This is a genomic window from Pseudomonas sp. NPDC086278, assembly GCF_050280905.1.
Taxonomy (GTDB): Bacteria; Pseudomonadota; Gammaproteobacteria; order Pseudomonadales; family Pseudomonadaceae; genus Aquipseudomonas.
This window is the reverse complement of the sequence record NZ_JBNNWE010000009.1, coordinates 15811-34091: the sequence shown is the minus strand read 5'-3', so window position 1 is coordinate 34091 and position 18281 is coordinate 15811. Positions and strand designations below refer to the sequence as shown.

The window sequence follows — 18281 nt, the reverse complement described above, 5'->3', positions numbered from 1 at the left end:
GAGGGGCACGGCCTCGTTCTGGAGTGTAGACAACCGCCGTTACACCTTCCTGTTCTGAAGGTGGCTGCGTCGATATTGCTCCGGCGTGCACCCGGCCTGACGCTGAAACATCGCGATAAACGCCGAGCCGGTGCTGTATCCCGCATCGAAGGCGATGTCCTGAATGCTGCGCTGGGTGTCCAGCGCTTCAATCGCCGCCAGGAACCGCAACCGCTGGCGCCACTCGCCGAAACTCATGCCCAGCTCACGAACAAATTGCCGCGCCAGGGTCCGTTCGCTGACATGAATCTGCGCCGCCCAGTCTGCCAAGGGCCGGTTGTCACCCGGCTCGGCTTGCAGCGCTTCAAGAATGCCAAGCAGGCCGGGGCTGTTGGCGTAGGGCAAATAACAGTCGTGCACGGGGGCCTGTTGCAATTGGTCCACCAGTACCTGGGCCAGACGCCGGTCCGCCTCCTGCCGGGGAATCTTCACGTCGCGAGCGGCGAAGTCTTTGAGAATCGCCTTGAGAATGTCGCTGATCGCCAGCGTGCAGGCTTGCCGGGGCAATTCGTGGCACAACGCCGGCGCCAGGCAGACCGCGCGATAGTTGATCGGCTGATTGCTATAGAAGCTGTGCTCGATTTCGGGCGGCACCCACACCGCGTATTGCGGCGGCGACATGAATCGGCTGCTGCCAATTTCCATGTGCAATACACCGTTGGCCGAATACTCGAGCGTGCCCCACGGATGACGGTGGGCTGACGCGTATTCGTGGGTGTCGAAGTCGGCATAACGGAAATACACCGGCGCCGGCAGCTCGGCGAAGTCCAGCAGGTCGATGTGATGTTTACTGCTCATGCTGTCCGTCATCCGCCGAAGGTTGTCTGGATCGAAGTATAGGCTTGTATCCAGACAAGCGGATAATTGCCCCTCATTAACGTTCTGGTTTTTTCTGATGCAATACGCTTATCCCCTGCTGGCCATTTTCATTTGGGCCGGCAATACGGTGATCACCAAAATGTCGGCCGGCGCGATTTTCCCCGCCGAGATCGGCTTCTACCGCTGGCTGCTCGCGGGAATGCTGTTCACGCCGTTCATGCTCAAACCGGTGATTGCCCATTGGCCGCTGATCCGCCCGAACCTGGGCAAGATCTTCATCCTCGGCGTGCTCGGCATGGCGGTCTATCAGAGCCTGGCCTACTTCGCCGCGAGCCTGACCACCGCGACCAACATGGGCATCATCCTGTCGCTGATGCCGTTGATGTCCCTGGCGATGGCGATTATCAGCCTTGGCCAGCGCCTGACCGCCGGTGCCTTGGCCGGTGCGCTGCTGTCTTTTACCGGTGTGTTGGTGGTGGTGTCGTCCGGCAGCCTCGGTGCGCTGCTGGAACATGGCGTGAACCTGGGCGACGTGATGATGCTGATCGCCACGCTGGCCTACGCGATCTACAGCACGCTGCTGAAAAAATGGCAGCTGCGGCTGCCGCCGCTGGTGTTGTTGTATATGCAGGTGTGGGTGGCGGTGGTGGTGCTGTTTCCGCTGTTCGTGGTCTCACCGAAAATCGGCCTGACGCTGCAGAACATTCCACTGGTGCTATATGCCTGCCTGCTGGCGTCGATGATTGCGCCGCTGGCGTGGATGCAAGCCGTGGTGCGTCTGGGTCCGAGCCGGACCACGCTGTTCTTCAATTTGCTGCCGTTGATTACCGCGCTGATTGCGGCGGCGGTGCTGCATGAGCAGTTGGCGCTGTACCACTTGGTGGGCGGGGTGTTGACGTTGGGTGGCGTGATTCTTTCGGAGCGCTGGACCACGGTGTTGGGCCGCAAGGTTCGCCTCGCCTGATCGGACGCCTTCGCGAGCAAGCCCGCTCCCACGTTTGACCGAGTTCCATTGTGGGAGCGGGCTTGCTCGCGAAGAGCGATGACGCAGTTTAAAGGTTAAACCCCCGCCGCTTTGAGCCGCGCCGCATGCTCGACAAACAGCCGCACCGGATCCGCGCCCTTGCCCACCAGCCCCAGCGACTGGTTGACGATGTCGAAGTGATCCATCGGGTATTCATCGCCAATCACCGTCCCCAGGTGCGAGCTGTAGCGCCCGACCATCCCGTCGCAATGCCCGGTTTCGCGCACAAACGTCCTGGCAAACAAGCGGCAGCTGCGATTCGTCCCATCGAACAGATTGCCGCCGCGATCGGTCTTACCCGGCTGCAAGGTCCCGGACCACGAGTAATAACGCACGCCATTAACCTCCTCCGGCCCATGCCCGCCCCAAACCTCGGGCAATCCCTGTGGATAACGCTGATTGAACAGCGCCACGCCTTCAGTGGTGAGGGATTCATGGGAGGCGTGGATATCCACCGGCAGTTTCGGCCCGCGATAACCGGTTTCCAGCAGGCTCATCAAGGCGCCGATCATCCGCAGCAACACCGCAAGCAATCGACCCTTCGCGCTGTCCGCCGGGTAGTGTTTTTCCAGGTAATCCGCCAGTTCCGAGCCATGATTCGGCCCCGCGACCGAAGTCACCGACGCCACGCGGTCCGGGCGTTTGGCCGCTGCGTAACGCGCGGTCAGCGAGCCCTGGCTGTGGCCGATCAGGTTGACCTTCCCGGCCCCGGTTTCCCGCAGGATCTCCTCGATCCGCGCCAGTAACTGCTCGCCGCGCACTTCGCTGGAATTGAGCGGCGAGACCTGAACCGCGAACACCGTTGCACCCCCACGGCGCAACGCCGAAATGATCCCGTACCAGTACGGGTAGAGCACCAGACGGACAAACCCGAGCATTCCCGGGACCAGCACCAGCGGATAGCGCGCAGCGAAATCTTGCGACATGGGCGAACGTCCTTGTGATCGATGAAATGAAGCAAGGCGCAATGCAAGACGTCAGCCAAGCATCGCCACCGAAGATGACAACTCGACGACCAGTCTATGACATCCGCCGGTGCGGGCGTTTTTGAAGGGTTGCGCGAAGCGGCCGGTCTTTGCGGGCATGCCTTGCGCGATCCACTCCAACAAACCATGACCGTCGGCTCAATTACATAAAACTTTTCGCAACGCTCATGACTCACACCTTACGTAGCGATCACGTCCCCAGAGGCGTGACGTCAACCGGATTAGCCTCCAGGAGATTGTGATGAGCGACATGCATTTGTCCGATGTAACCACCCTTCGCGAACGCGCTCGCAAGAACGTCGAAAACGGTGCGGTGACCGAAAGCTACAGCGCCGACCGCGAAGAGGTGTTGCGCCTGCTCAACGAATCGCTGGCCACCGAACTGGTCTGCGTGTTGCGCTACAAACGGCACTTCTTCATGGCCAACGGCCTGAAGGCCCACGTGGCGGCCGAGGAGTTTCAGGAACACGCAGCCCAGGAAGCGCAACACGCCGACCGACTGGCCGAGCGCATTGTGCAACTGGGTGGTGAACCCGAATTCAATCCCGACCTGCTGTCGAAAAACTCCCACGCTCAATACGTGGCGGGTCATTCACTCAAAGAGATGGTGTACGAAGACCTGGTCGCCGAGCGCATTGCGATCGACAGCTACCGCGAGATCATTCAGTACATCGGCGAGAAAGACCCGACGACGCGGAGGATCTTCGAAGACATCCTGGCTCAGGAAGAAGAGCATGCGGATGACATGGCGGACATTCTGAAAGATTTGTAGCGCTTGCCAGACCGCGTTCGCGAGCAAGCCCGCTCCCACATTGGAATGCGTTTTACTGTGGGAGCGGGCTTGCTCCGGGCGGCGTTCCGACGAAGGCGCCTTTAAATACACCGCACGATTACCTGGTCGGTTTAACGGTCACAGGCGCCTTGCCCGCCTTCATCTGTTCCAGCAACGGCGCGCACTGATTCGGCTCACCGCCGCTCGGTGCCACCAATGCCAGCAACCCGGCCGCCGGCGCCGCAATCACGCCCAACGCCACCATCCCCGCGCCGCGCAGTAGCAACGGCACCGCTTTTACACCGGCATCCGGCTTGATGAACTTGCCGCGCACGTACAACGGCGAGCGCAGGGAAATCAAACGCCAGCCTTTCGACTCCGGCGTTACTGTGAGGTCCAGTTGCTCGGTCGCCATGTTCGCCGTGCCATCGATATAAATGATCGCGTTCTCGGTATCGAACACAAACAGTTGTGTGGTTGCCAATCCCGACTTGATGTCGAAGTCGGCGGCCGCGCAATTGATCTTCACTTCCTTGTCGCCAAAGATCTTGCCCACCACGTAGTTGCCGACGTTAAGCCCCGCCAGCTCCATCAACTCGCGGCTGACCGCGCCGTCGTTGATCAGCATTTTCAGATTGCCGTTGGCACTGCCCAGCAAAGTCGCCACCGAGTTGCCGCGCCCGGTGATATCGGCATCGCCGTTGAGCTCGCCGAAACTGGTTTTCATCGGCTCGAAGGTCGGGAACAACTCTTTGAGCTTGAACTTGCGCGCGGTGAGTCTGGCCCGGCCTTCCAGTGGCTCGGTATGGCCATTCAAGCGGATCTGCGCATCCAGATTGCCGCCGGCCACGCCAAAGCGCAGCGGTTCGAGACTGAGCACGCCGTCAGTGAGCACCACGTGGGTATAAAGGTCGTTGAATGGCAGTTTTTCGCTATGAACGATGCGTTTGCCGGTGAATTCGACATCGGCATCCATGTCGCGCCAACGCTCGGTCTTGAACTCCTCGACCGGCAGCACCTTGTCGGTTGGCTGCTTGCTTTCGCCGCCCCGGGCCTTTTGCTTGGCGTTGGAGTCGGCGCCGATCAATGGCGCAAGGTCGGCAAACAACAGCTGATTGGAAACCAGTGAACCGCTGAGCTTCGGTCGCGGCTGACTGGCGACGTAGGCCAGGCTGCCATGGATGTCGCTCTCGCCGATCTTGCCGTTGAACTCTTCATAGCGGAACTGCGCGCCAGCAGCGTCGTGCAGTTTGGCAATCAAGTGCCCGTCGGTGGCGTACGGCGGCGTGTCCGGCAGCGTCACGCCGGTCAGTGGATAGAGATTGCCGAGGCTGGCGCCCGCCAGTTTGAGGCGCAAGTCCAGGGCGCCGAGGTTCATCGGGTCGGTCAAGGTGCCTGCCAGTTCAACGCTGGTGTCGGCGATTTTCACCTGTGCCTGCAACGGGAACGGCTTCGCCGCGTCCTGTAGGGCCAGCAGACCGCCGATCTTGCCGGAGCCTTCAAGCTTTTGCGCGTGGTATTGGCCTTTGACCTTGAGCGCGAACGCGTAATCCTGCGGTGCGCCGCCCTTCTCGAGCGCGGTTTTTGCCGCTTTGTCACCGACGATTTCGTTGAACGGAATCGGCTTGCCCAGCGGGTCGATCAACACATCGAGCTGGGTTTTCAGCGTCTGGTCGTCGAGGGTGACGTGGCCCTTGTCGAAGCCGATGGCGCCGATGTCGACCACCCAGCTCGACGGCTTGGCGTTGGGGTCTTTGGGGTCGAATTTGAATGTCCAGTTGGCGCGGCCATCGGCCAGGCGTTGCAAGTCGGCGTTCGGTTCGGTCAGGTCGATGCGCGGGATCGTCACGCGCTGGGCCAATAAGGCCAGCGGCGAAATGCGCAGTTCGACGCGTTTGAGCGTGACCATTTGCGGCTGCTTCGACCAGTCCGGATTGCCGAGGCTCAGGTCCTCGGCCACCACATGCGGCCACGGCACCCACGACCGCCAGCCACCTTCGTCGGGCTCGCGCTGCCAGATCACCGCGAGGTTGCCATTGATGGCAAACGGACGATGCAGCTCTTCGGACACTTTGTTGTTGATGGTCGGTTTGATCCGGTTCCAATCGAAGAACACGATGATCAGCACGAGGATCGCCAGCAAAACAATCAGGCTGGCAAAAATCCAGGCAAAAACTTTCGGGGTGCGCGTCATTGCACAGGGCTCCTGAATACGACTGAGCGCCCTGACTGCGACGCACGTGTGAAACGTTGGGCCAGAACCGGCCCGCCATGACATCTAGGACTGAGAAACGGCACGCAGGTTTAACCGAAATGGCGTTTAACGTTCAAATAATCCACCACGGCGAGACTGCCGCCAGATCCAGCGTTACCGGCCCCGCACTTTTGTGCAGCGCCAGTGAGTCGAAAATACCCACCTCGGTGCAAAAACACTCCCCGGAAACGCCCGGTCTAGAGCCCTTCAGCGGAACAATCAATTCTGTTGATTATTACCATTGCGTTTATGAACTTTTATATCGACTTATCGAGAGTAGCATTGCCCTCGTACCCACTTTATCGCCCTCCCAAGGAGCAACCCATCATGAAACGCCAATTACTGCTTAGCCTGACCCTTTCGATGCTTGCCAGCACTGCCTTCGCTCTGCCAGCCGCCGACCAGGCCACCCCGCAAGTCAAAACCAACCATTCCGTGTTCAGCCAAACCGTCGCTGCTGATGGTTCCGACCGCACTCCACAAGGTCAAACCCTGGCAGAAGGCGGTAACGATCGCCTGAAAGAAAAAGGCTTGATCACTCAGGACGGTTCGGATCGCACCCCACAAGGTCAATCCCTCGCCGCTGACGGTTCCGACCGCACTCCACAAGGCCAGACCCTCGCCGCTGACGGTTCCGACCGCACTCCACAAGGCCAGACCCTCGCTGCTGACGGTTCCGACCGTACTCCACAAGGCCAGACCCTTGCTGCTGACGGTTCCGACCGCACCCCACAAGGCCAAACCCTTGCAGAAGGTGGTGGTGACCGCACTCCACAAGGCCAAACCCTTGCAGAAGGTGGTGGTGACCGTGTAATCGAACGCAACAGCGCTTTGAGCTGAGCCCATGGCGGCCCTGAAAAAAAGCCCAATCCCCGGATTGGGCTTTTGACTTATATAGAAGCAGCGTCTCCCCCGCGTGATCCTCTTACAGTTGCCTCCCGATAGTCGTTCGACGCCGGCAAAGCCGATTTGCTAGAGTGCGTCGCTGTCCTTTTCAGAAAACACCCTAGCGATGCTGCCCCGCGCCGAACAGAAACAACAGACCCGAAACGCACTGATGGACGCTGCCCGCCATTTGATGGAGTGCGGCCGCGGTTTCGGCAGCCTGAGCCTGCGCGAAGTGGCGAAGACCGCCGGGATCGTGCCCACCGGTTTCTACCGGCATTTCGCCGATATGGACGAACTGGGCCTGGTGCTGGTCAGCGAAGTCGGCCAGACCTTCCGTGAAACCATTCGCCTGGTGCGCCATAACGAGTTCGTCATGGGCGGCATCATCGACGCTTCGGTGCGAATCTTTCTCGACGTAGTGTCAGCCAATCGCTCGCAGTTTCTGTTTCTCGCCCGCGAGCAATACGGTGGCTCCCTTCCGGTGCGCCAGGCGATTGGCCGCTTGCGCGAAGACATCAGCTCGGACCTCGCGGCGGACCTGTCCTCGATGCCGAAACTGCAGCATCTGGATTTCGACGGATTGAGCGTCATGGCGGACCTGATCGTCAAAAGCGTGTTTGCAACCTTGCCGGACATTATCGATCCGCCGGTCGATGCATTGCCTGAGCACCTGACGCCGCAGGCAAAGATCACGCAGCAACTGCGCTTCATCTTCATCGGCCTCAAACACTGGCAAGGCCTGGGCAGCACTGAATAACCCCATGCTCGCCCCACACGTTTCAGTGCGCCGCAAATTGGTGCAATGAACCGCGCCTCGCACCAATTTCATTCAACTTCCCGCAACATCCTGAAACAGACACTAAGCTCCGACAGGTATTTCCTACGTATCGCACGATTGGCAAGCCCCTTGCTCTAGCCTGAGCATTGCCCTTTGCTGGAAGCCTTCCGATGCTGGTGATTCATCGCAGAATCGACCCTCAACCCGTCTGGGCCGCCGAGTTGCACCTGACCTTCGAAGCCCGGAGCAAAAGTCGTTTGCGCTGTTTCAGTGCCGAAGGCGAAGACGTCGGGTTGTTTTTGGAGCGCGGTCAGCCGCCGCTGTACGACGGCGAATGCCTGCAAGCCGAAGACGGGCGCATCGTCCGTGTCTGCGCGCGCGCCGAACAATTGCTGCACGTTACCTGCGCCAATGCGTTCGAATTGACCCGCGCCGCTTATCACTTGGGCAACCGCCACGTCGCCTTGCAAGTCGGTGATGGCTGGCTCCGCCTGCTCGACGACTACGTGCTCAAAGCCATGCTCGAACAGCTGGACGCCAAGGTCGAAAACATCGACGCCCCGTTCCAGCCGGAACACGGCGCCTATGGCGGCGGCCATCACCATTCGCGCCATGGCGACGAAGACTTCAACTACCCGCCAAAACTGCACCAGTTCGGCGTGCGCTTATGAACCCGGCCTGGGCGCTGCTGCGCCTGGCCAGCCCGCAGCTGCCGATTGGCGGTTACAGCTATTCCCAAGGCCTGGAAATGGCGGTGGATAACGGCAGAGTGAACAATGCCGAGAGCGCGCGACGCTGGATCAGCGATCAGTTGCTGTTGAACCTGGCGCGTTTCGAAGCGCCATTGCTGCTTGCCCATTGCACGGCGGCCACCGAAAAAAACTGGCCGCAATTATTGCAACGCTGCGAAGAACATCGCGCCAGCCGCGAAACCCGCGAGCTGCATCAGGAGAGCCGGCAGATGGGCTATTCCTTGCAACAATTGCTCAACGGCTTGCCGGAACTGGATGCGCCTGCGCGCAGGTTTCTCGACCAGCGTCCCGAACCGCATCTGGCCCTCGGCTGGGCCCTGGCCGCTCGCGCGTGGCACATCAGCCCGCAAGATGCGTTGGCCGCCTGGCTTTGGAGCTGGCTGGAAAACCAACTGGCCGTGCTGATGAAAACCCTGCCGCTAGGCCAGCAAGCCGCGCAACGCCTGACCAGCGAACTGCTGCCGCTGCTGCAACAAGCGCAGCAGGACGCCAGCCGCATCAACCCCGAACTCTGTGGGAGCGCCGCGTTTGGCCTGTCCCTGGCGAGCATGGCCCACGAGCGTCAATACAGCCGACTGTTCCGTTCCTAGGGCCCGTTATTTTTGGAGAATCAGATGAACACACAACCTTTGCGCGTCGGCATCGGCGGCCCGGTCGGTTCCGGTAAAACCGCTTTGACCCTGGCGCTTTGCCTGGCCCTGCGCGACCGCTACAACCTGGCCGTCGTCACCAACGACATCTATACCCGCGAAGACGCCGACTTCCTGGTGCGCAACGAAGCGCTGGCGCCGGAGCGGATCATCGGCGTGGAAACCGGGGGTTGCCCGCACACGGCGATCCGCGAAGACGCCTCGATCAACCTCGAAGCGGTGGATCAATTGAACCGGCGCTTTCCGGGCCTCGACCTGATTCTTGTCGAGTCCGGGGGCGACAATCTTTCGGCGACCTTCAGCCCGGAACTCTCCGACCTGACCATCTACGTGATCGACGTGTCGGCCGGCGACAAGCTGCCGCGCAAGGGCGGTCCCGGGATCTGCAAATCCGATTTGCTGGTGATCAACAAGGTCGACCTCGCGCCGCTGGTGGGCGCATCGCTGGAAATGATGGACAGCGATACCCGGCGCATGCGCAACGGCAAACCGTTTGTCTTCAGCAACCAGAAAACCGGGTTGGGGCTGGAAGCGATCATCGCCTTCATCGAACGCCAGGGCCTGCTGACCGCCGCCTGATAACAATTGATCAACAAGGAAGCTTATCCATGACACTGAAACGCATTCTGGGCGCCATGGCCCTGCTGCTGACCCCGGCCGTCGCCTTCGCCCACCCGGGCCATGGCGACAACGGCTTGATCGCCGGCATCAGCCACCCGATCGGTGGCCTCGACCACTTGCTGGCGATGGTGGCGGTGGGTTTGTGGGCCGCGCAGCAAAAAGGCGCCGCGCGCTGGGCGCTGCCGTGCACGTTTGTCGGCACCATGCTGATTGGCGGCCTGCTGGGTTTTGAAGGGTTGAACCTGCCAGCGCTGGAAAGCGGGATTGCGGCATCGGTGCTGGCTTTGGGCCTGGCAGTGGCACTGGCGGTGCGTCCACCCTTGGGCATGGCGGTCGGTGCGACGGCGTTGTTTGCGCTGTTCCACGGGGTGGCGCACGGGCTGGAATTGCCCGACATGTCCAGCCCTTGGGCGTATGCCGCAGGATTTGTCGCGGCGACGGCGGCGTTGCATGCGGCGGGTTATGGCGTGGTTCGTGCGTTGCCGCAAGCGGCAGCGCCGCTGGTTCGTCTGGCTGGCGCGGCGTCGGCGATGACCGGCGCGTGGTTGCTGGCGGGCTGACGTTGTATGGGTGCCCTGCAACATAGAATCTCCCACAGGTTCAGCGCAGTCCCTGTGGGAGCGAGCTTGCTCGCGAAGGCGGCCTGACAGACACCGCGTCTCTCAGGCCTGCTAACATGTCGCGCAATTAACCCTGCCGTGACGACGCCAGCCGATGCCACTTGTTTCCCGCTCCGCTTCCCAGCCTGAATTGACCGCCCTGTTTGCGTCTGTGCAACAGCATTTCCAGGACGTGATCGTGCCGCTCTGGCTAGGCCCTGGCTGGAATGCCGACATGGCGTTGCCCTATGAAGCGCTGGACGCCCGGCATCAACCGCTGCCGCCTCAACGCTACCGGGCCATGGCCTGCGCACGACAGCTGTATCTGTTTTCCAGCCTGATCGGCCAGGTGCCGGCCGCGGAAGCGCGAGCCGCCGCACTATTCCATTCCTTGCAACAGCATTTCCACGATGCCGAACACGGCGGCTGGTTTTACAGCATCGACCCGCAAGGTGCGCCGCTCGATCAGCGCAAAGACCTCTACACCCACGCCTTCATCCTGTTCGCCTGTGCTCATTATTGGGACAAGGTGCGTGAGCCATCGGTCGAATCGGCCCTCGACGCAGCGCTGGACGTCATCGCCCAGCGTTTCGCGACAGGCGACGGCCTGTACGACGCCAGCTTGGCGCGCGACTGGACTTCGCTTGATACCGGACCGCTGCAAAACCCCCTGATGCACTTGGCTGAAGCCTTTCTTGCCACGCTTTCGGTGCGCGAGGACATCGCTGCGCAACGCGCATTGCTCGACTTATGCACAGCCATGCAACAGCGCTTCATCGACCCGCAGCAGAACGTGTTGATGGAGAAGCCGCTGGAGGCTGTGGATAACTGGTTCGAGCCGGGGCATCAGTTCGAGTGGTATTTCCTGCTGGAGTCTTCGCCGCTGCTACGCGGTTCGCCACTGCATGCTTCGCTGGACCGTGCGTTTGCGCGGACCGAGCAATTGGGCGTCGATCCGCAGTCAGGAGCAGTGGCGGCGATGCTTGATCTGGAGGGTTCCGCCACGGATGCCACCCAGCGCATCTGGGCCCAGGCCGAATACCTGCGCGCCCTGACGTTGCGTCCCGGCAGCGAACGCGCGGTGCAGCGCCAGTTGCAGGCGCTGCACCAGCGCTTTTTGCACGCGGGGGGCTGGTATGAATGCCGTGACGAGAACGGCGACGTGAGCCGCAAGGACATGCCCTCGACCACGCCTTATCACTTGGCAACCTGCTATCGCGGGCTGGTCGACTATCTCGATTGACTGAACGACCTTCGCGAGCAAGCCCGCTCCCACAAAGATCACACCGCCCCCGTGGGAGCGGGCTTGCTCGCGAATGGCCGTTACGCGGTCTTACGCCTTGCCACCATTTCGCTCAATGGAAAACCCGGCCCAGGTCTGGCTTACCGGCATCAATTCCAGACTGTTGATGTTGATGTGCGCCGGCGCATTCAACACCCAGAAAATCGTGTCGGCGATGTCTTGCGGCTGGATCGGCTCGGCTCCGGCGTAGGTCGCGTTGTAACGCTCCTGATCACCGGCGAAACGCACCAGCGAGAACTCACTCTCACACAACCCCGGCTCGATATTGCTGACGCGCACGCCCGTGCCTTGCAGGTCGCAACGCAGGTTCAGCGAAAACTGTTTAACAAACGCCTTGCTCGCGCCATACACATGGCTGCCCGGATACGGATAGTTACCCGCGATGGAGCCGAGGTTGACGATGCTCGCACCGCGACCGTGAGCGATCAGGCGCGGCAACAACAAGCGAGTGCTGTACAGCAGGCCTTTGACGTTGGTGTCGACCATGGTGTCCCAATCGTCCAGATCGCACTTGGGGGCCGGGTCAACGCCCAGCGCCAGGCCCGCGTTGTTGATCAGCCCGCGCAGTTTGGCGAAGGACGGCGGCAGGTTGGCAATCGCTTCCTCCATGGCCTTGCGATCACGTACGTCGAGCACCAGGCCATGGACCTCGGTCTGCTTCGACAACTCGGCGCACAGTGCATTGAGGCGCTCTTCACGACGGCCTGTCAGCACCAGTTTCCAGCCAGCCTCGGCAAAACGGCGGGCACAGGCTTCACCAAAACCGGAGGTTGCGCCGGTAATAAACAGGGTGTTGGACATCGTGTTCTCCTTGCTTCGGCTGACACGCAGCTATTGAAATAGAAAATCAGCGGGCAGCATGCCCGGCCTTGCCCACAGCGGCAACCACCAGAAACTGTACAAAAAACGATCAGCACCAGCAGCGCCATGCGTGCCGTGGCTTGTAGCCACTTGCGCGCATGTTATCCACAGGCAGGTCCACAGTTTCCGGGGGCAACTGGAAAAGCTGGAAGCCGCTGCCCACAAGGCTTTGCGGGCAAACTACAAAGTTTTTCGCTTGACCCTCGCAGGCTCGCGGTGTAGCCCAAGGCATTTTGCACGATGATTCCTACAACCCGACGATGGCGCCAAGCCAGTAATTACGGCCCTCAGCCGAGTCTTTCCAGAGTTTAACCACAGACTTATCCACAGGCCGAGCGGAGCGAATTCCGACGTCTTCCGACTCTGAGAAAAAGGTTGACAACGCGTACCTCCGGCCTCGAAAAAACCGCTGATCAATAAATGACCACCTCTCTGCAGGCCACGGTTTAAAAGGCTTGCAGCCAGCTACTCCCACGTTATTCACAGCCAGCTCCACAGCAAACGGGGACAAGTCAAAACCGTGACAAAACAACTGTTTGCAGCGGCTTTGTGTCGCGCTTTGAGAGCTTGTGAATATTGTTTTCCACAATTTCCAGAAAGCACACCGCCGACACCTGTGGGAGCGGGCTTGCTCGCGAAAGCGGTGGCACGTCCGGCATCACTGTGACTGACAAACCGCTTTCGCGAGCAAGCCCGCTCCCACAGGGATTCAAGGTGAATCGCAGGTGTAAAAAAGCCCCGGCGATCGCTCGCCGGGGCTGTGGCTACTGCGGTGGAATCAGTGACCGCCGAGGTAAGCGTTGCGCACCTCTTCGTTCACCAGCAACTCCTTGCCAGTGCCGGTGAGGCGGATCTCGCCGTTAACCATCACGTACGCCCGGTCCGACAACTTGAGCGCGTGGTTGGCGTTCTGCTCGACCAGGAAGATGGTCATGCCGGTGCTCGCCAATTCCCGCAATGTCGCGAAAATCTGTTTCACCACAATCGGCGCCAGGCCCAGGCTTGGTTCGTCGAGCAACAGCAGTTTCGGCCGGCTCATCAGCGCACGGGCAATGGCAAGCATTTGCTGCTCACCACCGGACATGGTCATCGCCCGCTGGGTACGCCGTTCCTTGAGCCGTGGAAACAGCTCGAACATGCGCTGCATGTCCTCGGTGGCGTACTTGTCCCCGATGGGAATGGTGCCCATCAGCAGGTTTTCCTCGACAGTCATGTCGGGGAATACCCGCCGGCCTTCCGGCGATTGCGCAATGCCGTTGGACGCAATGTAGTGCGACGACTTGTGAGTGATGTCCACGCCCTGATAGATGATCTGCCCGTTCGCAGCGCGCGGCTGGCCGAAGATCGACATCAGCAACGTCGACTTGCCGGCACCGTTGGAGCCGATCAGGCTGACGGTTTCACCTTCGTTGATGTGCAGCGAGACTTTTTTCAGGGCCTGGATCGGCCCGTAGAACACGTCCAGCTCCTTGAGTTCGAGGATGGGTTGGCTCATAGCACCACTTCCTCTTCATCCGCGCCCAGGTAGGCCGCAATCACTTTCGGGTCGTTGCGAATCGCATCAGGTCCGCCCTCTGCGATGACAATGCCGTGGTCCAGCACCACGATGTGGTCGGAAATGCTCATTACCATGCCCATGTCGTGTTCGATAAGCACCACGGTCAGATCGTGCTCGTCGCGCAGCAGCCGGATCATCGCGCTCAGCGCTTCGGTTTCCTGAGGGTTGAGGCCGGCCGCCGGTTCGTCGAGGCAGATGATCTGCGGCCGGGTGCACATGGCTCGGGCGATTTCCAGGCGGCGTTGCTGACCGTAGGACAATTCACCGGCAAGACGGTTGGCGCAATCCACCAGATCGACCACTTCCAGCCAGTAGAAGGCGTGGTCCAGCGCATCGCTTTCAGCCTTGCGGTAACCCTTGGTGTTCAGGATGCCGGCCAGCATGTTGCGGTTGACCCACATGTGTTGGGCCACCAGCAGGTTTTCCAGCACCGACATTTCCTTGAACAGGCGAATGTTCTGGAAGGTCCGCGCCAGGCCAGCCCGGTTCACCAGATGGGTGCCGCCGAACATCTTGTAATACAGACGGCTGAAGAAGGATTTCGGCGAGACGAAATCAGTCGGTTTGAACGATTCGCCCAGCAGTTGGATCACGTTGGTCTTTTCGCCGCGCACGCTGAGCTCGATCTTGCCGCCCGACGCCTTGTAGAAACCGGTCAGGCAGTTGAACACGGTGGTCTTGCCCGCGCCGTTGGGGCCGATCAGGGCGAAGATCGAGTTGCGGTGGACGTTGAGGCTGACGTCGCTCAACGCCTTGATGCCGCCGAAGTGCATCATCAGCTTCTCGACCGAGAGTACGACTTCGCTCATGGCGCTACTCCTTTACGCGGGGTCACACCGGTGCGGCTGATCCGAATAAGGCCGCGCGGTCGCCAGATCATCATCAACACCATCAGGATGCCGAACAGCAGCACGCGATATTCCGCGAAACCCCGCAGCAGTTCCGGAGCGACCGTCAGCACGAACGCTGCAATCACCACGCCGATGGTAGAGCCCATGCCACCGAGAACGACGATGGCGAGGATCAGGGCCGATTCAAAGAAGGTGAACGAGGTCGGGTTGACGAAGCCTTGGTAGGTGGCGAAGAACACGCCCGCCAGGCCGGCCGTCGAAGCACCGATGGTGAACGCCGAGAGCTTGACCAGTACGTGGTTCAGGCCCATGGAGCGGCAAGCGATTTCATCTTCGCGCAGCGCTTCCCAGGCACGACCGACCGGCATTTTGACAAGGCGATGCTTGATGTACAGCACGGCCAGTACCACCAGGAACAACACCGCGTAGATGAAGTAATACTTCACGTCCGGGTTGTAGGCGATGCCGAAGAACTCATGAAACGGTATGCCACCGTCCTTCGCGCGTTTGCCGAACTCCAGGCCAAAAAACGTCGGCAACGGTGCCGGCATGCCGTTCGGGCCGCCGGTCAGGCTCAGCCAGTTATTGAGGACCAGGCGGATGATTTCACCGAAGCCCAGGGTCACGATGGCCAGGTAATCGCCGTGCAATCGCAGCACCGGGAAGCCGAGGATGCAACCGGCCAGCCCCGCCGTGATCGCCGCCAGCGGCAGCACGGTCCAGAAGCCCAAACCGAGGTATTGGTAACCGAGCGCCAAGCCGTAAGCACCGATGGCGTAGAACGCCACGTAGCCCAAATCGAGCAGACCGGCCAGACCGACCACGATGTTCAGGCCCAGGCCCAGCAGCACGTAGATCAACCCGAGGATGACCACGCCCAGCAGGTAGGAGTTGGAGAAGAACGGGAACACCACGGCAATGACGATCATCAGCGGGATGATCCAGCGCAACCGGGATTTGTAATTGGGCGGCAGTACGTGAACCCCGGAGCCAGTGGTTTCAAAACCTTCAAGAATCTTCAGGCCCTTGGAGGTTTGCAGGAACAGGCTCAAGGCAAAGCGGCCCGCCATGACAATGGCGACAATCCACGCCACTCGCTTCGGCTCCAGGTTGAAACCGTAGCCGTCGAGGACTACGCCGACAATCGGACCGAACACAATCAGCGCAACAAGGCCGGCAAGAATCGCGTCAACCAGGCTTCTTTTGAGATCAATGGTTTTTTTAGTGGTTGAAGACATCGCTTACACCTTCGACACAAGAGGACGGCCGAGCAGGCCTTGAGGCCGAAAGACCAGAACGAGAACGAGCAGCGAGAAGCTGAAGACGTCTTTGTAGTCCGAGTTGACCAGACCCGAGAACAGTGACTCGGAGATCCCGAGAATGATCCCGCCGAGCATCGCGCCAGGCAGCGAGCCGATCCCGCCGAGTACCGCTGCGGTGAACGCCTTGATACCGATGACGAAGCCTGCGTAGAAGTCGAACGTGCCGTAGTTCATGGTGATCAGCACGCCGGCCAGGGCCGCCATCGCTGCACCGATGATGAACACGTAGGAAATCACGCGGTCGGTGTTGATCCCCAGGATCGAGGCCATCTTGCGGTCTTGCTGGGTCGCGCGGCACATGCGGCCGAGCTTGGTGTACTTGATGACGTAGGTCAGCAGGCCCATGCCGGCAAACGCGGCGACCAGAATGAAGATCTTGGTGTAGGTGAGCTGGACGAAGCCGGTGCCGACTTCAACGCGCCACGCACCGGTCAGCAGTGTCGGCACGCCTTGTTGACGGGCGCCTTGTGCAATTTGTGCATAGTTTTGCAGGATCAGCGAAATACCGATGGCGCTGATCAGCGGTGCCAGTCGGGTGGAGTTTCGCAGGGGTTTGTACGCCACACGCTCGATGACCCAGCCATACACCGCCGTGACGACGATGGTGAAGACCAGTGTGCCGAGCATCAGCAGAGGGAAGGATTCGATACCGAAGTATGCCAGCAGAGCCAGACTGATCGCCGCGAGGTACGCAGAGATCATGTAAACCTCGCCATGGGCGAAGTTGATCATGCCGATGATGCCGTAGACCATTGTGTAGCCGATGGCGATCAGGCCATAGACCGACCCGAGGGTCAGGCCGTTGACCAGTTGCTGCAGGAAAATACCATCCATAACGCAATCTCACGCATTTGAGAGACTGCACAGAAGCAGGGTACGACGGACCGGGGTTCAGCCACCGACGCAACACAGTTGTGTGCAGCTCTACGAGAAAAGACAGGTACTGCACGGACATGGTGTTTGATTGCCCGGCGCACGGGGCGCCGGGCAGATCAGCTCATATCACTTCTGTTTTTCCAGCTGGTGGTATTTGCCGTCCTTGTCCCACTGGTAAACCACGTAGTCGGAGACTTTCAGGTCGCCCTTGCTGTCCCAGGTCTTCTCGCCCATGACGGTCTTGACCGGGTTTTTCTTCAGCCACTCGGCGGCTTTTTCGCCACTGTTGGACTTCGAGCCATTGAAGGCTGCAGCCAGTGCCTGGACCGACGCGTAGGCGTACAGGGTGTAGCCTTCAGGCTCGGTGCCCGCCTTGCGGAATTGCTCGACCACTGCCTTGCTGTCTGGCAGCAGGCGTGGGTCGGCGCCGAAGGTCATCAGCACGCCGTCGACGTATTGCGGGCCGCCAGCGGTGGTGACGAGTTCGTCGGTCACGATGCCGTCGTCGGACATGAATTTCACGTCTTTCAGGCCTTCGGTACGCAGTTGTTTAACCAGTGGACCGGCTTCCGGGTGCAGGCCGCCGAAGTACACGACGTCGACGCCAGCGGCGCGGATCTTGGTGACCAGGGCGCTGAAGTCTTTCTCGCCACGGGTCAGGCCTTCGTAGATCACCGGGGTCACGCCGCGCTTGATCAGCTGTGCCTTGGTGGCATCCGCCAGGCCTTGGCCGTAGGTGTCCTTGTCGTGGATGACCGCGACTTTCTTGCCCTTGAGCACGTCGACGATATAGTCGCCGGCCACAATGCCTTGCTGGTCATCACGACCGCACATACGGAACATGGCGCTCAGGCCGCGTTCGGTCACTTGCGGGTTGGTGGAACCTGGAGTGATCGCGATGATGCCCGCTTCGTCGTAGATCTCGGAAGCCGGGATGGTCGAGGAGGAGCAGAAGTGACCGACTACACCGGCAACCTTCTGGTTGGTCAGGTCCTTGGCGACCGTCACAGCCTGTTTCGGTTCGCAGGCGTCATCGCCCTTCACCAGTACGATTTTTTCCCCGTTGACGCCGCCGGCCGCGTTCACTGCGTCGGCTGCAGCCTGTGCACCCTTCATGTACTGCTCGCCAAATGCCGCGTTGGCGCCAGTCATCGGACCCGCCACACCGATTTTCACATCAGCCTGTGCAAACGCAGAAACACCCAACGCAGTTGCCACTGCGAGGGCCAGAAAGCCTTTCTTGTAAAACGTCTGGGACATGAGGTGGTGCTCCAAGGTTTTTTTTAGTTGGCACTGCGACTTCTTTGAATGCTCAGAGCAAGGGCCGT

18 protein-coding genes are annotated in these 18281 nt (G+C 60.4%); 9 read left to right on the top strand and 9 right to left on the bottom strand.

From position 1 onward, the window contains the following. Window positions 1–39: 39 nt before the first annotated feature. A complete protein-coding gene (locus ACQKP4_RS04715) occupies window positions 40–837 on the bottom strand; it encodes an AraC family transcriptional regulator (protein ID WP_427630883.1) in 798 nt (265 codons plus the stop codon). A 97-nt stretch (window positions 838–934) separates the two neighbouring features. Here ACQKP4_RS04715 and ACQKP4_RS04710 point away from each other — a divergent pair, with 97 nt between their 5' ends. Then, window positions 935–1822, top strand: a complete 888-nt coding sequence (locus ACQKP4_RS04710) for a DMT family transporter (RefSeq protein WP_427630881.1) — start codon at window positions 935–937, stop codon at window positions 1820–1822. Window positions 1823–1917: 95 nt separating this feature from the next. On the opposite strand, the gene ACQKP4_RS04705 is transcribed toward ACQKP4_RS04710, so the two are convergent. Further along, window positions 1918–2808 carry an alpha/beta fold hydrolase gene (locus ACQKP4_RS04705; RefSeq protein ID WP_427630879.1) on the bottom strand — a complete coding sequence of 297 codons (891 nt, stop codon included), beginning with the start codon at window positions 2806–2808 and terminating at the stop codon, window positions 1918–1920. Window positions 2809–3109: 301 nt separating this feature from the next. Between ACQKP4_RS04705 and ACQKP4_RS04700 the strand changes: the two genes are divergently transcribed. Beyond that, entirely contained in the window at window positions 3110–3640 is a 531-nt protein-coding gene (locus ACQKP4_RS04700) for a ferritin-like domain-containing protein (protein ID WP_427630877.1), read from the top strand. Between the two features lie 118 nt (window positions 3641–3758). On the opposite strand, the gene ACQKP4_RS04695 is transcribed toward ACQKP4_RS04700, so the two are convergent. Next, complete coding sequence (locus tag ACQKP4_RS04695; RefSeq protein WP_427630876.1) at window positions 3759–5834, bottom strand: AsmA family protein; 2076 nt, start codon at window positions 5832–5834, stop codon at window positions 3759–3761. 387 nt (window positions 5835–6221) lie between these two features. Between ACQKP4_RS04695 and ACQKP4_RS04690 the strand changes: the two genes are divergently transcribed. The 7 genes from ACQKP4_RS04690 (at window position 6222) to ACQKP4_RS04660 (ending at window position 11425) form a co-directional block, all read left to right on the top strand. Next, the gene (locus ACQKP4_RS04690) at window positions 6222–6734 is read left to right on the top strand and encodes a hypothetical protein (protein ID WP_427630874.1); all 513 of its coding nucleotides are present in this window, start codon (window positions 6222–6224) and stop codon (window positions 6732–6734) included. Between the two features lie 172 nt (window positions 6735–6906). Further along, complete coding sequence (locus tag ACQKP4_RS04685; protein WP_427630872.1) at window positions 6907–7539, top strand: TetR family transcriptional regulator; 633 nt, start codon at window positions 6907–6909, stop codon at window positions 7537–7539. A gap of 191 nt (window positions 7540–7730) precedes the next feature. Then, the gene (gene ureE, locus ACQKP4_RS04680; protein WP_427630870.1) at window positions 7731–8231 is read left to right on the top strand and encodes an urease accessory protein UreE; all 501 of its coding nucleotides are present in this window, start codon (window positions 7731–7733) and stop codon (window positions 8229–8231) included. Beyond that, on the top strand, window positions 8228–8902 hold the full coding sequence (locus tag ACQKP4_RS04675; RefSeq protein ID WP_427630868.1) for an urease accessory protein UreF: 675 nt from the start codon (window positions 8228–8230) through the stop codon (window positions 8900–8902). Before ureE ends, ACQKP4_RS04675 begins: the two co-directional genes overlap by 4 nt. Window positions 8903–8926: 24 nt before the next feature. After that, window positions 8927–9541 carry an urease accessory protein UreG gene (gene ureG / locus ACQKP4_RS04670; RefSeq protein WP_427630866.1) on the top strand — a complete coding sequence of 205 codons (615 nt, stop codon included), beginning with the start codon at window positions 8927–8929 and terminating at the stop codon, window positions 9539–9541. 29 nt (window positions 9542–9570) lie between these two features. Beyond that, window positions 9571–10143, top strand: a complete 573-nt coding sequence (locus ACQKP4_RS04665; RefSeq protein WP_427630864.1) for a HupE/UreJ family protein — start codon at window positions 9571–9573, stop codon at window positions 10141–10143. A gap of 154 nt (window positions 10144–10297) precedes the next feature. Continuing rightward, on the top strand, window positions 10298–11425 hold the full coding sequence (locus tag ACQKP4_RS04660) for an AGE family epimerase/isomerase (protein WP_427630862.1): 1128 nt from the start codon (window positions 10298–10300) through the stop codon (window positions 11423–11425). Window positions 11426–11515: 90 nt separating this feature from the next. On the opposite strand, the gene ACQKP4_RS04655 is transcribed toward ACQKP4_RS04660, so the two are convergent. The 6 genes from ACQKP4_RS04655 to ACQKP4_RS04630 all read right to left on the bottom strand — a co-directional run bounded on the left by ACQKP4_RS04655 (window position 11516) and on the right by ACQKP4_RS04630 (window position 18213). Beyond that, window positions 11516–12286, bottom strand: a complete 771-nt coding sequence (locus ACQKP4_RS04655) for an SDR family oxidoreductase (RefSeq protein ID WP_427630861.1) — start codon at window positions 12284–12286, stop codon at window positions 11516–11518. 838 nt (window positions 12287–13124) lie between these two features. Then, complete coding sequence (locus ACQKP4_RS04650; protein WP_427630859.1) at window positions 13125–13841, bottom strand: ABC transporter ATP-binding protein; 717 nt, start codon at window positions 13839–13841, stop codon at window positions 13125–13127. Next, window positions 13838–14713: an ATP-binding cassette domain-containing protein gene (locus ACQKP4_RS04645; protein ID WP_427630857.1), complete on the bottom strand. Its 876-nt coding sequence runs from the start codon at window positions 14711–14713 to the stop codon at window positions 13838–13840. The genes ACQKP4_RS04650 and ACQKP4_RS04645 overlap by 4 nt, the downstream gene beginning before the upstream one ends. Further along, the gene (gene livM / locus ACQKP4_RS04640) at window positions 14710–15993 is read right to left on the bottom strand and encodes a high-affinity branched-chain amino acid ABC transporter permease LivM (protein WP_427630855.1); all 1284 of its coding nucleotides are present in this window, start codon (window positions 15991–15993) and stop codon (window positions 14710–14712) included. The genes ACQKP4_RS04645 and livM overlap by 4 nt, the downstream gene beginning before the upstream one ends. Before the next feature lie 3 nt (window positions 15994–15996). Beyond that, window positions 15997–16911 carry an ABC transporter permease subunit gene (locus ACQKP4_RS04635; RefSeq protein WP_427630853.1) on the bottom strand — a complete coding sequence of 305 codons (915 nt, stop codon included), beginning with the start codon at window positions 16909–16911 and terminating at the stop codon, window positions 15997–15999. A gap of 168 nt (window positions 16912–17079) precedes the next feature. Continuing rightward, window positions 17080–18213: an ABC transporter substrate-binding protein gene (locus ACQKP4_RS04630; RefSeq protein ID WP_427630852.1), complete on the bottom strand. Its 1134-nt coding sequence runs from the start codon at window positions 18211–18213 to the stop codon at window positions 17080–17082. Between the last annotated feature and the right edge of the window lie 68 nt (window positions 18214–18281).

What these genes read in the sequence shown, in the direction of transcription:
- ACQKP4_RS04715 (WP_427630883.1), bottom strand. Translation starts at nt 837, where the DNA reads ATGAGCAGTAAACATCACATCGACCTGCTGGACTTCGCCGAGCTGCCG.
- ACQKP4_RS04710 (WP_427630881.1), top strand. Translation starts at nt 935, where the DNA reads ATGCAATACGCTTATCCCCTGCTGGCCATTTTCATTTGGGCCGGCAAT.
- ACQKP4_RS04705 (WP_427630879.1), bottom strand. Translation starts at nt 2,808, where the DNA reads ATGTCGCAAGATTTCGCTGCGCGCTATCCGCTGGTGCTGGTCCCGGGA.
- ACQKP4_RS04700 (WP_427630877.1), top strand. Translation starts at nt 3,110, where the DNA reads ATGAGCGACATGCATTTGTCCGATGTAACCACCCTTCGCGAACGCGCT.
- ACQKP4_RS04695 (WP_427630876.1), bottom strand. Translation starts at nt 5,834, where the DNA reads ATGACGCGCACCCCGAAAGTTTTTGCCTGGATTTTTGCCAGCCTGATT.
- ACQKP4_RS04690 (WP_427630874.1), top strand. Translation starts at nt 6,222, where the DNA reads ATGAAACGCCAATTACTGCTTAGCCTGACCCTTTCGATGCTTGCCAGC.
- ACQKP4_RS04685 (WP_427630872.1), top strand. Translation starts at nt 6,907, where the DNA reads ATGCTGCCCCGCGCCGAACAGAAACAACAGACCCGAAACGCACTGATG.
- ureE (WP_427630870.1), top strand. Translation starts at nt 7,731, where the DNA reads ATGCTGGTGATTCATCGCAGAATCGACCCTCAACCCGTCTGGGCCGCC.
- ACQKP4_RS04675 (WP_427630868.1), top strand. Translation starts at nt 8,228, where the DNA reads ATGAACCCGGCCTGGGCGCTGCTGCGCCTGGCCAGCCCGCAGCTGCCG.
- ureG (WP_427630866.1), top strand. Translation starts at nt 8,927, where the DNA reads ATGAACACACAACCTTTGCGCGTCGGCATCGGCGGCCCGGTCGGTTCC.
- ACQKP4_RS04665 (WP_427630864.1), top strand. Translation starts at nt 9,571, where the DNA reads ATGACACTGAAACGCATTCTGGGCGCCATGGCCCTGCTGCTGACCCCG.
- ACQKP4_RS04660 (WP_427630862.1), top strand. Translation starts at nt 10,298, where the DNA reads ATGCCACTTGTTTCCCGCTCCGCTTCCCAGCCTGAATTGACCGCCCTG.
- ACQKP4_RS04655 (WP_427630861.1), bottom strand. Translation starts at nt 12,286, where the DNA reads ATGTCCAACACCCTGTTTATTACCGGCGCAACCTCCGGTTTTGGTGAA.
- ACQKP4_RS04650 (WP_427630859.1), bottom strand. Translation starts at nt 13,841, where the DNA reads ATGAGCCAACCCATCCTCGAACTCAAGGAGCTGGACGTGTTCTACGGG.
- ACQKP4_RS04645 (WP_427630857.1), bottom strand. Translation starts at nt 14,713, where the DNA reads ATGAGCGAAGTCGTACTCTCGGTCGAGAAGCTGATGATGCACTTCGGC.
- livM (WP_427630855.1), bottom strand. Translation starts at nt 15,993, where the DNA reads ATGTCTTCAACCACTAAAAAAACCATTGATCTCAAAAGAAGCCTGGTT.
- ACQKP4_RS04635 (WP_427630853.1), bottom strand. Translation starts at nt 16,911, where the DNA reads ATGGATGGTATTTTCCTGCAGCAACTGGTCAACGGCCTGACCCTCGGG.
- ACQKP4_RS04630 (WP_427630852.1), bottom strand. Translation starts at nt 18,213, where the DNA reads ATGTCCCAGACGTTTTACAAGAAAGGCTTTCTGGCCCTCGCAGTGGCA.